This is a genomic window from Oscillatoria nigro-viridis PCC 7112 (genome assembly GCF_000317475.1).
Classification (GTDB): domain Bacteria; phylum Cyanobacteriota; class Cyanobacteriia; order Cyanobacteriales; family Microcoleaceae; genus Microcoleus; species Microcoleus nigroviridis.
The window spans coordinates 4,973,348-4,989,042 of the sequence record NC_019729.1 but is presented as its reverse complement, the minus strand read 5'-3'; the positions used below and the strand labels follow the sequence as shown (position 1 = coordinate 4,989,042).

At 44.4% G+C, this 15,695-nt stretch carries 8 protein-coding genes and 1 CRISPR repeat array; of the genes, 4 read left to right on the top strand and 4 right to left on the bottom strand.

Annotated elements, in window-relative coordinates; genetic code table 11:
* Positions 1 to 40 precede the first annotated feature (40 nt).
* On the bottom strand, positions 41 to 1,693 hold the full coding sequence (locus OSC7112_RS20890) for an ABC1 kinase family protein (protein ID WP_041623325.1): 1,653 nt from the start codon (positions 1,691 to 1,693) through the stop codon (positions 41 to 43).
* Positions 1,694 to 2,007: 314 nt separating this feature from the next.
* On the opposite strand from OSC7112_RS20890, the gene OSC7112_RS20885 reads away from it, so the two are divergent.
* Entirely contained in the window at positions 2,008 to 2,592 is a 585-nt protein-coding gene (locus tag OSC7112_RS20885) for a Uma2 family endonuclease (protein ID WP_015177772.1), read from the top strand.
* Positions 2,593 to 2,668: 76 nt separating this feature from the next.
* Here OSC7112_RS20885 and OSC7112_RS20880 read toward each other — a convergent pair whose 3' ends face one another.
* The 3 genes from OSC7112_RS20880 to OSC7112_RS20875 form a co-directional block, all read right to left on the bottom strand.
* Positions 2,669 to 3,730, bottom strand: coding sequence for a mannose-1-phosphate guanylyltransferase (locus OSC7112_RS20880; protein WP_015177771.1), 1,062 nt, complete (start codon positions 3,728 to 3,730; stop codon positions 2,669 to 2,671).
* Between the two features lie 361 nt (positions 3,731 to 4,091).
* Positions 4,092 to 11,111: a CRISPR direct-repeat array (repeat unit 37 nt; unit sequence GCCGCAATCAAACTAAAACCCTATTAGGGATTGAAAC).
* 62 nt (positions 11,112 to 11,173) lie between these two features.
* Positions 11,174 to 12,103 (bottom strand): trypsin-like serine protease, encoded by a 930-nt coding sequence (locus OSC7112_RS42595; protein ID WP_015177770.1) that lies wholly within the window; start codon positions 12,101 to 12,103, stop codon positions 11,174 to 11,176.
* A gap of 233 nt (positions 12,104 to 12,336) precedes the next feature.
* Positions 12,337 to 12,948: a thylakoid membrane photosystem I accumulation factor gene (locus tag OSC7112_RS20875; RefSeq protein ID WP_015177769.1), complete on the bottom strand. Its 612-nt coding sequence runs from the start codon at positions 12,946 to 12,948 to the stop codon at positions 12,337 to 12,339.
* Positions 12,949 to 13,269: 321 nt separating this feature from the next.
* Between OSC7112_RS20875 and OSC7112_RS20870 the strand changes: the two genes are divergently transcribed.
* The 3 genes from OSC7112_RS20870 (at position 13,270) to OSC7112_RS20860 (ending at position 15,654) form a co-directional block, all read left to right on the top strand.
* Positions 13,270 to 14,172 (top strand): undecaprenyl-diphosphate phosphatase, encoded by a 903-nt coding sequence (locus tag OSC7112_RS20870; protein ID WP_015177768.1) that lies wholly within the window; start codon positions 13,270 to 13,272, stop codon positions 14,170 to 14,172.
* 162 nt (positions 14,173 to 14,334) lie between these two features.
* A complete protein-coding gene (locus OSC7112_RS20865) occupies positions 14,335 to 15,147 on the top strand; it encodes a class I SAM-dependent methyltransferase (protein ID WP_223300657.1) in 813 nt (270 codons plus the stop codon).
* 24 nt (positions 15,148 to 15,171) lie between these two features.
* On the top strand, positions 15,172 to 15,654 hold the full coding sequence (locus OSC7112_RS20860) for a hypothetical protein (RefSeq protein ID WP_015177766.1): 483 nt from the start codon (positions 15,172 to 15,174) through the stop codon (positions 15,652 to 15,654).
* Positions 15,655 to 15,695 lie beyond the last annotated feature (41 nt).

Genomic DNA, 15,695 nt, shown 5'->3' with positions numbered 1-15,695 from the left:
GGCTATATATCTCCTGATTTTCCCCATTTCTACTTGATAATTAACTCCGCAAACGGCCCGATCGCAGAATGCTAATAATCAACCAAAAACCCAAAAAACTCGCCGCCCCAAACAAACCTGTGCTCAGAAAAGATAGCTGAGCAGTTTGCGCGTTAGAAGAAATAATTGCAGCCCCTATAATCAGCGAACCCACGACAATACTAAAAGAAAGTCGGTTCGCAGAATCCCCCAGAGTGCGGCGTAGCGGATCGAGCTCTTTTAGCGTCAAGTTCCACTTCAAAGTTTCCGAAGTAACCCGGTCTAAAAGCACTTCCACTTGTCGCGGAGATTGCAAAGATAAGCTTTTGAGATCCAGGGCTGTTCTCAGCAGAGCTTGCACCGGGTCGTCTCCTAATAACTGACGCCGAAACATATCGGTCATCAGCGGTTTTACCTGCTCTACAATATTAAACCTGGGATTAAACGAGCGCGCCAGTCCTTCCAAATTAGCTAGAGTTTTTGCATACAAACCGAGATTGCTGGGCAGCCTAATTTTATTTTTGCGGGTGATTTCCAGCACCTCATAAAAAATTTCCGACAAGTTCATTTGCGACAAGCTGACATTGTAATACTTGCGTAGCATTCGAGCTAAATCATTTTCTAGATTCACTAAACTTGTCGGCTGAGCAAATTCTGCCATTTCCAAAGTTAATTGAGCGCAGCGCTGAGCGTCTAAATCGACAATTGACAGCAACATTTCTGTCAAATTCTGCTGAGTGCGCGGGTCTAATCGGCCGACCATGCCGCAGTCCAGCAATGCTATCCTGCCGTCTTTGAGATAAAATAAATTACCGGGATGCGGGTCTGCGTGAAAGAATCCGTCGATATACAACTGCTGGAAGAAAACGCGGCAAAGCAGCGTTGTAATTTCTTCGCGTTCGGCATTTATATCTCCTTGGTGGCGAATTCCTTGCAAATCGCCTAACAAAATTGGGACTCCGTTAAGCCACTCCATTACTAAGAGTTTTTTTGTGGTTAACTCCCAGTTAATTTCTGGTAAGACAACTTTTGTGGGGTCAAACCAGCGGCTTTTAGATAAATTGCGGCGCAGTTCGTCTGTGTAGTTGGCTTCTTGAATGAAGTCTAGTTCTGCACGCAGGGCGATCGCAAATTCTTCCGCTAGGGCGACAATATCGTATTGTTGACCGAAGTCTGTGAGCATGACAAGTTCTGCCAAACCTCGGAGCACGGCGATGTCTTGTTCGATGACAATCTCAATACCGGGGCGCTGAACTTTGAGGGCGACTTCGCGGCCGTCTTTTAAAGTAGCTTTGTGGGTTTGGGCTATCGAACCTGCGGCGATGGCTTCGGTGTTAAATTTGGCGAAGGTATCTTCGAGAGATTGTGTGAGTTCCAGGCGGACGATTGCTTCTACTTGCGACCACGGTACGGGCGGCACTTCCGCTTGTAGCGTGGAGAGAGTTTCGATGTAGGTAGCGGGCAAAAGGTCGGGACGGGTGCTCAGCAATTGACCCAATTTGACAAATACTGGGCCTAATTCGACGAGGATGTTGCGGAGAACTGCTGGAGTTGGGAGACTGGGTGCGTCGGTTTTGCTGCCGGTTAGGAGGCGTTTCATGTAGTCCCAACCGTTGCGGAAGACGACCTCTAGAATTTCTCCTTTGCGAGAAGTGTTTTGAACTAGGCTAAACAAGGGGCCTCCGGGTCGATCGGGTTTAAGGGCTATAACTACTAGGATAGCGCTGTTGACCGGGCTGACCAGTGTCTTGGGGAATAACTTGGGGGAAATAGTGGGATTCCCTACGGGATAGCTTCGCACGCGCGTATTTTGGGGTGTGGGGGCGATCGGTCTTTGGCCGTGGCATTAATCCTCATGGTAATATACATTTAAAGCAGACATGATATTTTTATAATTAAATTTATTGACTTGAAAAAATGTGTCAAATAATTGAATGAGTAAGTTATTACAAACCCGATTATCAATGTGTTTTAAACCCTATAAGAGACATGATTGCCATCCAATTTCCTACCAACTCGATCGAATTATCCATCAACTTAACTGACGAGCAATTTTTTGAGCTTTGTCAGCACAACCGCGATTATCAATTTGAACGTACAGCATCAGGGGAATTAATTATTATGCCACCGACAGGCAGTGAAACTAGCAGGCGTAATGCCGATTTAACATCTCAACTCCGAGTCTGGAACCGTGAAACTAAACTGGGAGTAGTTTTCGACTCTTCGGGAGGCTTTAAACTCCCCAATGGTGCCGATCGCTCTCCTGATGCCTCTTGGGTCAAAAAAGAACGCTGGGATGCTTTAACACCCGAACAAAAAGACAGTTTTGCTCCTTTGTGTCCTGATTTTGTTGTTGAGTTGCGTTCTCGGACTGATTCGTTGAAAAAACTGCAAGAAAAAATGCAAGAATATATAGATAACGGTGCTAGATTGGGTTGGTTAATTGACAGGCAAAATCAGCGTGTTGAAATTTATCGCCCCGGTCAAGATGTTGAAATTATCCAAAATCCTCGCACTCTCTCAGGGGAAGAGGTACTGCCAGGTTTTGTCTTGGATTTAGCAGAAATTATGTAACATTCCTGGACGCAAAAACTGGATAGCAAAACTATTGGTAGCGGTAAGGTACGCAGTGCGTACCCTACAAAATTAGTTACAATAAATCTTTCAAATTTTCATCTTCTCCTAACACCTTAATTACCTGTTTAATCTCCTGCGTCCTGTCTTTTTTCACAATCAAAGTTACGTTGCCATCTCTGACAACTACCACATCTTCTAAACCAATGGTGACGATGACTTCATTCTCATCCGCTGCATAAAAGATGCCGCCTTTCGTGTCAATTCCGACGTGTTTTGCTAAATCCACATTCGGTTTGTCTCCTTGCAGCAAACGGCCGATCGCATTCCAATCTCCCAAATCGTCCCAGCTAAAGCCTACGGGCAGAACACAAGCCTTTTGCGTCTTCTCCATCAGCGCGTAATCGATGCTAATTTTGGGTAATTCCGAGTAAGCCTGCGCGCCTTTCGCCTCCAAAGCTGCCATCATTTCCGGTACATGATTTCGCAATTCTGTCAAGACTGTTCCGACTCGAAATACAAAAATTCCGCCGTTCCAACTAAACTTGCCGCTGGCTACAAATTCTTCAGCAGTTGTACGATCGGGCTTTTCGGTAAATCTCGCCACCCGATAGGCCGGAAAACCCCCAAAACTGCCAATTTCCTCGCCTTGTTCGATGTAGCCGTAGCCGGTGGAAGCATAACTCGGTTTTACTCCCAAAGTGGCGATCGCATCCTGATTTCTCGCCAAATCCGCCGCCGCCTCCAAAGTCTTGACAAACTCCTCGGGTTCCCCAATCCAGTGATCCGCCGGGAAAAAACCCACCACCGCATCCTCACCGTAACGCTTGGCAGTTTCTATAGCAGTCCAGGCCACCGCCGGCGCAGTATCCCGGCCCTCCGGTTCCGCCAGCAAATTCTCAGGAGGTAGCAGCGGCAACTGTTCCCGGACTCCCGCAGCCAACATTTCCGACGTTACCACCCACAAATCGTCCCAGCCGTTACCTAATGTTAATAGTCTTTCTGCTGTAGCTTGCAGCAAACTCTTGCCGCTACCGTCGAGACTCAAAAACTGCTTGGGGCGCTGCTTGCGGCTGAGAGGCCAGAAACGTTCGCCTTTACCGCCGGCGAGTATTACGGGAATTAAGGTTTTGGTCATGGTTTGAAGTTTAAGGGTTCTGATCTATTTTGCTCGACAGCTTATAATTATGGAGAGAATTGTGGCTGTCTGCGGGTGCTCGGAGCGATCGAACTACATTTTTTGCCTAGTTTCCGTGAATGGGTAGCTGTAAAAATCGGGGTATGAAATTTTTCGACTGGAACCCACGTGCAGCAACTGTTTGAGGCTCACCCTCTGAAAAAACGATTCACGGAAAGTCTGAAAGCTTTACAGGATAACGTTTTGGAGTGAGGATGAAAATTTGGGTATTGACAAGGCAAAGGCTGGAATGGTACTTTTGTTTTAGATTCACGGAACTGCACCTTGAAAACCAAATACAGCAAGGCTTCTGGAACGGGCGGCCGCAATCAAACTAAAACCCTATTAGGGATTGAAACAGAGAAAAATATCCCAAAATTCCCAAGACTATTAGCCGCAATCAAACTAAAACCCTATTAGGGATTGAAACCTCAATGGTCGATAGAACCAATCAGTGCTGTCAAGCCGCAATCAAACTAAAACCCTATTAGGGATTGAAACTTTAATTACAATCTGTTAATTTGGGCTGAACGGGTTGCCGCAATCAAACTAAAACCCTATTAGGGATTGAAACTCTGGGCTGCGCTATCGGCTCAGACGAAATCTTGCGCCGCAATCAAACTAAAACCCTATTAGGGATTGAAACTTGCCGATGTGCGGTCGCTGACCGCGCGGACGATAGCCGCAATCAAACTAAAACCCTATTAGGGATTGAAACTGGAGGGGTATTATTGTCTGGACAAGTAGTAGAGGCTAGCCGCAATCAAACTAAAACCCTATTAGGGATTGAAACTCATCTGATATACTACTAAAGTAATGTCTCTAGCCGCAATCAAACTAAAACCCTATTAGGGATTGAAACTTGTACCCGATTTGATTCTAGCTGCTTTTTCACCTAGTATTATGCCGCAATCAAACTAAAACCCTATTAGGGATTGAAACCACCATTTTATCGAGTAGGTTAGCTGCATCATGTCGATCAAGCCGCAATCAAACTAAAACCCTATTAGGGATTGAAACTTGAGGTATTACAACTTGTTCAGCGTGTTGTTCTTGCAACGTGCCGCAATCAAACTAAAACCCTATTAGGGATTGAAACAAACAAAGGCATTTGGAAAAAAGCTGGATGTAGCATAGTCACGCCGCAATCAAACTAAAACCCTATTAGGGATTGAAACTTATGACTACTAAAAATCGGTGTTGAGCATTCTAGAGCCGCAATCAAACTAAAACCCTATTAGGGATTGAAACAAGGCATCATAAGTTAGTAGATACACTCTAGACAATGCCGCAATCAAACTAAAACCCTATTAGGGATTGAAACTTAAGCTTTAGTGGCTCGTTCCCTTTCCTTATGTGACTGCCGCAATCAAACTAAAACCCTATTAGGGATTGAAACTATGGGGTAAGGGTTCTGGGATGATGACTATAAGTAGGCCGCAATCAAACTAAAACCCTATTAGGGATTGAAACTTAATTGCGCCTCTACAATAAAACCAGAACTCCCGAGCCGCAATCAAACTAAAACCCTATTAGGGATTGAAACTAAATTTGTAGTTTTTGTAGGAGAAAAGCATTTGCCGCAATCAAACTAAAACCCTATTAGGGATTGAAACTTAATTTTGCTCATGTCTAACATTGGACTGCGTTTTTTGCCGCAATCAAACTAAAACCCTATTAGGGATTGAAACTAAAGTTTCTATTTGTTTGTCTATATGCTCTATTTGCTTCTTAGCCGCAATCAAACTAAAACCCTATTAGGGATTGAAACGTTCTTCCTGACTGGCAAGCTCAAATTCCGAGCCATAAAGCCGCAATCAAACTAAAACCCTATTAGGGATTGAAACAATCGGTCCCAATACTTCATGGTAGTTAATTTTGCGCGCCGCAATCAAACTAAAACCCTATTAGGGATTGAAACTTAATGAAAGCTAAGGTAGAACAAGTAGGGGGAACGCCGCAATCAAACTAAAACCCTATTAGGGATTGAAACCAGAAACATCTGCAACACAAATTAAATCAAGCTGTTCATAAGGCCGCAATCAAACTAAAACCCTATTAGGGATTGAAACGAAACACCATGATAACGAAGAAAATTAGGAAGTGGCGGGCCGCAATCAAACTAAAACCCTATTAGGGATTGAAACTTCATAGAATTGCGTCATCGTCCGACTGGATAGGCCGCAATCAAACTAAAACCCTATTAGGGATTGAAACATTTCCACACGCAAGAAATGCGTACTTGCCTGATTTTAGGCCGCAATCAAACTAAAACCCTATTAGGGATTGAAACAAACTAAATTACACGCATAAAAACGCTTGACACGCACAAATAAGCCGCAATCAAACTAAAACCCTATTAGGGATTGAAACTGAAGGGATTAAAGCCCTTCCCAACTCATAATTTCAGCCGCAATCAAACTAAAACCCTATTAGGGATTGAAACCATCTTCTCGAAAGCGCTCAAGCCGTTATTCAATTTTCCGCCGCAATCAAACTAAAACCCTATTAGGGATTGAAACAAAACGTTCTGACCCCATAAACTCCTCAACCATAGCCAGCCGCAATCAAACTAAAACCCTATTAGGGATTGAAACAAGTATTTTTGGGACTCCAACAATCCAAAGTGGAATGAGCTAGGCCGCAATCAAACTAAAACCCTATTAGGGATTGAAACTTCAATCGAATACACGCAAGTCTGGCGGGACTCTACTCAGCCGCAATCAAACTAAAACCCTATTAGGGATTGAAACTATGGCGTTTTGGGTAGACCCAGAGCTGGCAAAACAGTACGGCCGCAATCAAACTAAAACCCTATTAGGGATTGAAACTAACTGCTGTTTTTGGTAAGCTGCCTGCGACTGCTGGAGGTCGGCGACACGCCGCAATCAAACTAAAACCCTATTAGGGATTGAAACTGCACAGATGGTGGGGAGTAAAAGCTTAACATTGTGTAAGGCCGCAATCAAACTAAAACCCTATTAGGGATTGAAACTAGGTGCTGTCACATCTAAAACACCAACCGCTGTCGCAGGGCCGCAATCAAACTAAAACCCTATTAGGGATTGAAACTGATACAGTAAATCGGGTAGTCTCCCACAAACCAACTCGAGCCGCAATCAAACTAAAACCCTATTAGGGATTGAAACTAGAGTAATCCGGGCTGGGGCTTATCGTACCCAAGCCGCAATCAAACTAAAACCCTATTAGGGATTGAAACTTGACGGATGGGTTATGTCGTTGTTGATAGTTAGATGGTAGAGCCGCAATCAAACTAAAACCCTATTAGGGATTGAAACGATCGAGATCCTGCTTTCCACTACGACAACCACCGCCGCAATCAAACTAAAACCCTATTAGGGATTGAAACATAGCTAATATATCAGTTTGACGAGGATCACTTAATGCTGCCGCAATCAAACTAAAACCCTATTAGGGATTGAAACTAATCACAGACACCGACTCATCAAGGATGACAGGCCGCAATCAAACTAAAACCCTATTAGGGATTGAAACCTTGTATTTGGTGCGAGCTTGAGTGAATTGAGGGGGCCGCAATCAAACTAAAACCCTATTAGGGATTGAAACAAATCAAGAGACTCCAGGGCTGAGGGTATCGAGGCTCGAATCATTTGCCGCAATCAAACTAAAACCCTATTAGGGATTGAAACGAGTGATTTAAATACTTCGACTTGTACGCCTCTAGCCGCAATCAAACTAAAACCCTATTAGGGATTGAAACCGCAAGTATCGCTTTGAGGGCGCATAAACTCTTTCCGGCCGCAATCAAACTAAAACCCTATTAGGGATTGAAACCCGAATTCTTCCCCTTTTGCCGGCTTTGGGTAAGGTCGCTGATAAGCCGCAATCAAACTAAAACCCTATTAGGGATTGAAACTGGTCGCGGCACACTCCCGAAGGGCTTAAGGCTGTGGGCCGCAATCAAACTAAAACCCTATTAGGGATTGAAACGCTATTTTGATTTGTTGCCAGAGGTCGAGGGATGCGATCCAGCCGCAATCAAACTAAAACCCTATTAGGGATTGAAACCCAAAAAAATAACACCAAGCGCCCCGCGTACAAGCCGCAATCAAACTAAAACCCTATTAGGGATTGAAACTTTCCCTTCTACCACCTCCCAGGCGTTGCTTTGGCGAGCCGCAATCAAACTAAAACCCTATTAGGGATTGAAACTTCCAAAGCCATTCAATCTGGCGGAATTCGGCGGGCCGCAATCAAACTAAAACCCTATTAGGGATTGAAACAATTGTATTTTGCGACCAATTGGTCTGCCAACGTCGGCCGCAATCAAACTAAAACCCTATTAGGGATTGAAACTTCATAATTTCTTCAGTGGTGGCTTTATGATTATTGCCGCAATCAAACTAAAACCCTATTAGGGATTGAAACATATTACATTGCTCCTCTCATAATTGAGCTGAGCCAGGCCGCAATCAAACTAAAACCCTATTAGGGATTGAAACGTATGGAATTACCGAGCAATTGCACAATTTACGCTCTGGCCGCAATCAAACTAAAACCCTATTAGGGATTGAAACCCGCCGCCGTGTGGGTGACAGTAGAAGGGATTGCCAGCGTAACGCCGCAATCAAACTAAAACCCTATTAGGGATTGAAACCCTAAATTCTCGTGGGGCTGACTAACTAATCGCAAGCCGCAATCAAACTAAAACCCTATTAGGGATTGAAACGCTTCGTCTTGATTGAGATCTATCTGTCGTTCGTGCCGCAATCAAACTAAAACCCTATTAGGGATTGAAACGTTTGACCCCTTAGTATATATATAATAATTATCTTCAGCCGCAATCAAACTAAAACCCTATTAGGGATTGAAACGTGCAAGCTTGCTGATTATGCCTGCGTAATTTTTGAGCCGCAATCAAACTAAAACCCTATTAGGGATTGAAACTTCTTTAATTTCATTCATTGAGATCAGATTACCAGCGCCGCAATCAAACTAAAACCCTATTAGGGATTGAAACTAAGTGTTTCCGGCTGAGGTTTACCAAAACCTCTATTTCTTGCCGCAATCAAACTAAAACCCTATTAGGGATTGAAACCCGCTCAAATTAGTGGAACACCCCGGAAGCCTAGCCGCAATCAAACTAAAACCCTATTAGGGATTGAAACGGGCTGTGGTGCTGTTGAAACAGCCGGAGGATTGGGCCGAGCCGCAATCAAACTAAAACCCTATTAGGGATTGAAACTTGTTGGTAGGAGCAGATTCGGACACCAGCAGTTTAGCCGCAATCAAACTAAAACCCTATTAGGGATTGAAACTGGGCGTAGTTGTTGCAGTTCCCCTCGGCGGTGGTCCAAGCCGCAATCAAACTAAAACCCTATTAGGGATTGAAACTGTGCTCTCGCGGGCTGGTGTGGGGGCTGTGGGTTTGCCGCAATCAAACTAAAACCCTATTAGGGATTGAAACGCCCATTAAATTTGAAATTCGATACTTTGTCGTGGCGGGCCGCAATCAAACTAAAACCCTATTAGGGATTGAAACCACCAATACTCCAGCCAGAAGGCTGCCAGTATAGCCGCAATCAAACTAAAACCCTATTAGGGATTGAAACCAATCACAAGGCGATCGTAATATTCAATATCTTCATGCCGCAATCAAACTAAAACCCTATTAGGGATTGAAACTCGGGAATCAATTCTCAAAGACTGATGTGGAACAAAATTTGCCGCAATCAAACTAAAACCCTATTAGGGATTGAAACTGCTAGTAAACTTTTCTCCAATTTGGAAATTATGCCGCAATCAAACTAAAACCCTATTAGGGATTGAAACTTGGAAAAACCTTATAGCATTGATAACCACGATATTCAGCCGCAATCAAACTAAAACCCTATTAGGGATTGAAACACAAACAACGGGAAGGATTTGATTTTGAGGCATCCAAGCCGCAATCAAACTAAAACCCTATTAGGGATTGAAACCTCACTCGGAACATCAGCAACAGTCGCTTTGTTGCCGCAATCAAACTAAAACCCTATTAGGGATTGAAACTTTGATTTTCATCCCCCCAGGTTTCCACCATTTGCCGCAATCAAACTAAAACCCTATTAGGGATTGAAACCCTGCGCTAGCCCAAGCTTTAAACTCTGTAAGCGCCGCAATCAAACTAAAACCCTATTAGGGATTGAAACAACGGGTACTTAAGCTATAAATGGACAAGCAGAGCCGCAATCAAACTAAAACCCTATTAGGGATTGAAACTCACATTGTTTGATTTCTCTCAACGAGTTTCAGGCTAAAATATAGCCGCAATCAAACTAAAACCCTATTAGGGATTGAAACAGGAAGCGTCGCTTCCGCCCGCGCCAATGACTTTTCAGCCGCAATCAAACTAAAACCCTATTAGGGATTGAAACATGACCTTGATTAATGGTGGTGCTTGCTGGTATCGCCCCGCCGCAATCAAACTAAAACCCTATTAGGGATTGAAACCACCATCTCCGGTGTGAGGGGCCCGGAGTGATAGCCGCAATCAAACTAAAACCCTATTAGGGATTGAAACCTCTCGGAAGAATTCAAGCTTTTCACCCTAGAGCCGCAATCAAACTAAAACCCTATTAGGGATTGAAACAATTACCCGCCAGCCAAGAGCTTGAGCGGCTGGGCCGCAATCAAACTAAAACCCTATTAGGGATTGAAACCCCCTAACAGCCGAAACCCCCCTTTTTAAGGGGGGTCGGCCGCAATCAAACTAAAACCCTATTAGGGATTGAAACTAGAGCCCAATCCTTCAGCTTTAGGGCCTCATAGGCCGCAATCAAACTAAAACCCTATTAGGGATTGAAACCGCACAGTTGCGATCGGCGCCAACATGGCTTTGGGCCGCAATCAAACTAAAACCCTATTAGGGATTGAAACCAAACCGGGGCTACCCGGTTGGGAAATATACCGATTTTTGCCGCAATCAAACTAAAACCCTATTAGGGATTGAAACGACTGGAAGTACCAATAGCCATCGTAAACGCTATATCGCCGCAATCAAACTAAAACCCTATTAGGGATTGAAACATCAAACTCAAGCCACGCCCAACTGACGCGGTACTGCCGCAATCAAACTAAAACCCTATTAGGGATTGAAACAGGATAAGCTAACTTCCATGCGTCGGCGTGGTAGGCCGCAATCAAACTAAAACCCTATTAGGGATTGAAACTAATATTTGCATTGATCCCATTTTGTGGCCCTCAGCTTGCCGCAATCAAACTAAAACCCTATTAGGGATTGAAACTCTTAAAAAGGCTATGGCACTGTATGCGGGGTTTAATGCCGCAATCAAACTAAAACCCTATTAGGGATTGAAACTACAGCTTTTGGAAGGGTGAAAGCATAGTAAACCACTACCCCGCAATTAAACTAAAACCCTATCAGGGATTTTTTGTCACCCGATCGATCCAGCTTGCATAAAATGATACCCGCGTGTCGCCGGAAATTTCCCCAAAACTGCCATTATCGTCAATTTTATCAATATCGCTGATGTTTGTTTTGAAAAATCCTCGATCGCTATAACCCCAAGAACTAATCCCCGCAATCTTCCCGTCAACAAACGAAGGCCCGCCCGAATCTCCGCTAGCCGTAGCTATCTCATTTTTTCCCAAACCGCGATCGCGCAACCTCGGAAAATGCCTCCCCAAAGCATCGTGTTCGCTAGTTCCCGCGTCAAAATCAAAGATTAATTGACTTCCCAAAACCAATTGCGACATATCTGATTCTGTAGCATCTTTCAAAACATCAATTAAAGCATCATAGCGATTCTGTCCGCTATACCTTTTCGCCTCAGAATTAGAATTTTCATCCTGTCCCTTTGCACCTAAACCAATATATCCGTATCCAACTTTTGTCAATACTTTACCCACTTCATTTTTGTTTCTATTTATCTCGTACTGTTCGATACTTGGCGGCGCGACCCTTTTCAGCTTCAAAATAGCAATATCGTTGCCAACCTCCGATTCGTAACCAGTCCAGCCCGGATGGATATAATATTTGCTAACGGGGATGCTAACTTCACCGCTAGGCAATTTAAAAATTGCTTTAATTGCCGTTTCAGCAGGAACCTTAACTCCGCCTTCGTTCAGACAGTGGGCCGCTGTGAGAACGTACAAACCTCCCCTTAGCAGCGAACCAGTACACAAAGCCCCATCAAGATAGGCGACGCCTGTATATTGATTTAAAGCTAAAGGTTTGCGGGAACTGCTGTCAGGAAAAGCGCTAATTATCGATCGCCCAACTTCGGCAGTTTTTAAAACAAAAAATACCGTCAGAACCGCGATTAATAAGATTTTGATTTCCGACTTCATTTTTAATACTGAATTGGTTTGATAGCTGTTCGAGACCTGACTTGTGCAAGAAGTCGGGCCTCGGAAGTATTTCGTTTATGGAAGTTAGCTTATATCCTTTCCGGTTGCATCGGCATAATAAAATCGAGTCAACAGTTAACACTCAACCATTCTGTTTTTCTAGCCCGATTCAACAGTCAACAGTCAACAATAATTCCGGTGCAACCGGAATCGATATTACTTATTGCCACATTTTACTTCGATAATTCGACGTTAAGTTCGTTCACAATGCGGCGTTTTAGAGGGATTGATTGTTCTCTAGGCAGCAAGTCAAATACTTTCCGAAAAGCATCATCTACCTGCTCAAACGGTATTTGTCCTTTTTCGTTAAAAACTACTTTTCCCGATTGGTCTAGGATGACAGTTTGAGGTACGAAGCCTTCGTAATAATGGCTGGGTTCCGTGATTTCTGGTGACGGTTCCGGAGGCAAAGAGTCAATTGTTACGGGGATAAAATCGGCTTCGCGGCCGTAAAATTCTTGGAGTTGAGAGACGACGATCGCGTATTGCTTGGAGTCGCTGCTGTCATCAGTGTAAAAAACTAACAATACGGGTTTATGGCGTTTGAAAGAATCTGCAATCTTGACTTTAGGAGGAACTAGGGAACCGTTGCCGGCGTAGAGGGCAAATATTGTACCGTCGAAGCGATCGTCGGTGAGAGTTGCCAAGGCGGGCGCAGTGCCGCTTAGCAGTATGAAGCTAAGTGCGATCGCCACTGTTAACAGACTGGCTGACAAGATTCGCCTCAGCCAGCGGATGCCAGAAGCAGCAGTAACAAGTGAATTTTTGTTCTCAGGAAATATCATAGGTTGTGGGCAGTTGCTGTAACGAAAGCGAAATCAGATGCAAAAACTTTCCTAAGTTTATCAGCAAAATGTAGGCAAATGTTGTTGAGTAGGTTAAAGTAGTTTCGGCTCTACGATCGTAAATTGCTGATAGTGGCGATCGACAAGGCGATTCTACAGCCCGAAGATCGCTATTTGCGATGGCTTTTCAAGGGCAGACTGGAACTGTCCGCGCCACAATAAAATTTATTTGTGGTGGGGTGGTCTTCTAGCTTCCCATAAGGGTGCAAGATATTAAACTCAACTGATTGCTAGAAACTGACAACTGGGAATTTACAACTAATGATAGCTTTGCTTGACGCACTCCTCGCCCAAACTCCCGCTGCTGATGTTTCCGGCCAGACTCAAATCAATCTGGTGCAGGCGATTGTTTTAGGAATTGTACAAGGATTAACAGAGTTTTTGCCCATCAGCAGCAGCGCTCATTTGAAGGTAGTGCCGATCGCCCTGGGATGGGGCGATCCGGGGGTTGCTTATACTGCTGTTATTCAGTTGGGCAGCATTGTCGCAGTGCTTTGGTATTTCTGGAAAGACTTGACAACTATAACTTTTGGTGCTGTAGATGCCGTGGTGCGGCGCGACTACAATTCGCAAGAGTTTCGGATCGCATTGGGCATTGCTTTGGGAACAATACCTGTAGTCTTTTTTGGGCTGCTAATCAAGATATTGGTTCCAGATTTTGACAAGTCCCCGCTAAGAAGTTTGGGTGCGATCGCCATTGCTTCGATCGTCATGTCGCTGCTGTTAGCAATAGCAGAAAAAATTGGCAAGCGCAATCGCACTTATGAAAAATTAACTGTTCAAGACGGTATTTTGATGGGATTAGCTCAAGCAATGGCATTGATTCCGGGGTGTTCGCGATCGGGTTCTACCCTAACAGCAGGATTGTTGATAGGATTGGAAAGACCCGCCGCCGCGCGGTTTTCTTTTTTATTGGGAATTCCGGCAATTACTCTGGCTGGATTAGTGGAATTGAAGGGTGCTTTGGGAGAAGGAGTCGGCGATGCTGGAGTTGCAGCTTTGATAGTAGGAACGATTTCGGCATTTGTGTTTTCTTATTTGTCGATCGCGTGGCTGATGAAGTTCCTGCAAACTCAAAATACGTGGGTGTTTGTGTGGTATCGGCTGGCTTTTGGCGTGGCAATTTTAACGGCGATCGCAGGTGGGGCAGTTAAAAATATTTAATAGGTGAAATAAACATTGCAGGAGTGGCTTTAGTCGCTCCTGACTACAAGTTAGCCGCCAACAATGACAGAATATAATTGTGCGATAGCCCAATGAGGCGGTTGAAGTAGCAGATACCATGTTAAAGCTTCTACAAACTGCTAAGACTCAAAACAATGCGTAATGCTAAACTGCAAACATAGTCCTTTACCCGTGTCACAAACCATGACCGCACATCAGGAATCCATCATCGACCAGTTCACTCGTCAGGCAATTCCATTCTCTAACTTGTACGCTCACACAAATCAAGAATCTCTGGATTTACTGATGAAGATGGCGAGTGTATCTGACAAAGACACAGTTCTAGATGTTGCTTGCGGCCCGGGTATTGTTAGTTGTGCTTTTGCGGAAGTTGCCAGTCACGTTACTGGCATTGATTTAACACCAGCGATGATCGCACAAGCCCAGATTTTGGCACAGCAAAAAAACTTGACTAATCTCTCATGGCAGCAAGGCGATATCGAGACGCTACCATTTGCCGATGATAGTTTTTCCATTGTTCTGAGTCGTTACGCTTTCCATCATTTTTTGCGGCCAGATGTTGTGCTGTCGGAGATGGTTCGCGTGTGTCGTCCGGGCGGTCGAATTCTGATTGCTGATGTGGCGATGCCGCCGGACAAAGTGGATACTTACAACTATATTGAGAAAATCCGCGATCCATCTCATACTCGCGCCTTGACTCTGGAAGAGTTGCCTAAATTAGTCGCGGATGCCAATCTTCAAAATATCAAGTTGGCATTTTACAAGGTAGAATTAGAGCTTGAACAGCAGTTAGCTGCTTCTTTCCCAAATCCCGGCGATGACAATAAGCTGCGACAAATTTTTAGAGAGGATATTGGTGTTGACAGTCTGGGGGTTGGCGCACACGAACGAGGAAATGAAATTCATTATGCGGTTCCGATCGCTGTGATTGTTGGCGAGAAAGCAAAGCTATAGTTAGCTGGAAATAGGAATTAGGTAATGCCGATCGCAATTCAAGTGCTGCTGCTAATTCCTACAATGGATGAGGAGGCTTTCATCTGGCTAATCCGAAGACAAGCTACTAATACGCAAGCAGAATCCGGCTGCGGACATCTTCATGTTGCTGTCGAACACGCTGAACAACCAGGATCGGTGTTAGTTATCCTCACCGATCGACCTCATCCTCAAGGTTGGAGTCAAACTAACTGTGAATTTATACCGGTAAAACCTGCAGATGGATTGCCGCAAGAGGTAAAAGTATGGCAGATGGTTTCCACGCAAGAAGTGAAACCAGTAAGACCCTCTGATGTAGCACAATGGATACGGCAAGCGGTGCGACTCGGATGGCAGCCTCGGCTACCTGGAATCACTTTTAACGTGCAGATTGCAGGAGGACGTGCAAAAAATATATTAGAGCGGGGAGTGTCGATCGGCTATGCTGAAGACAGAAAATTAACACCACACTCAAACTCAAAATGCTAGTCGTTCCCAGCAGTTAATATTGATGCAGCACAAAAATATAT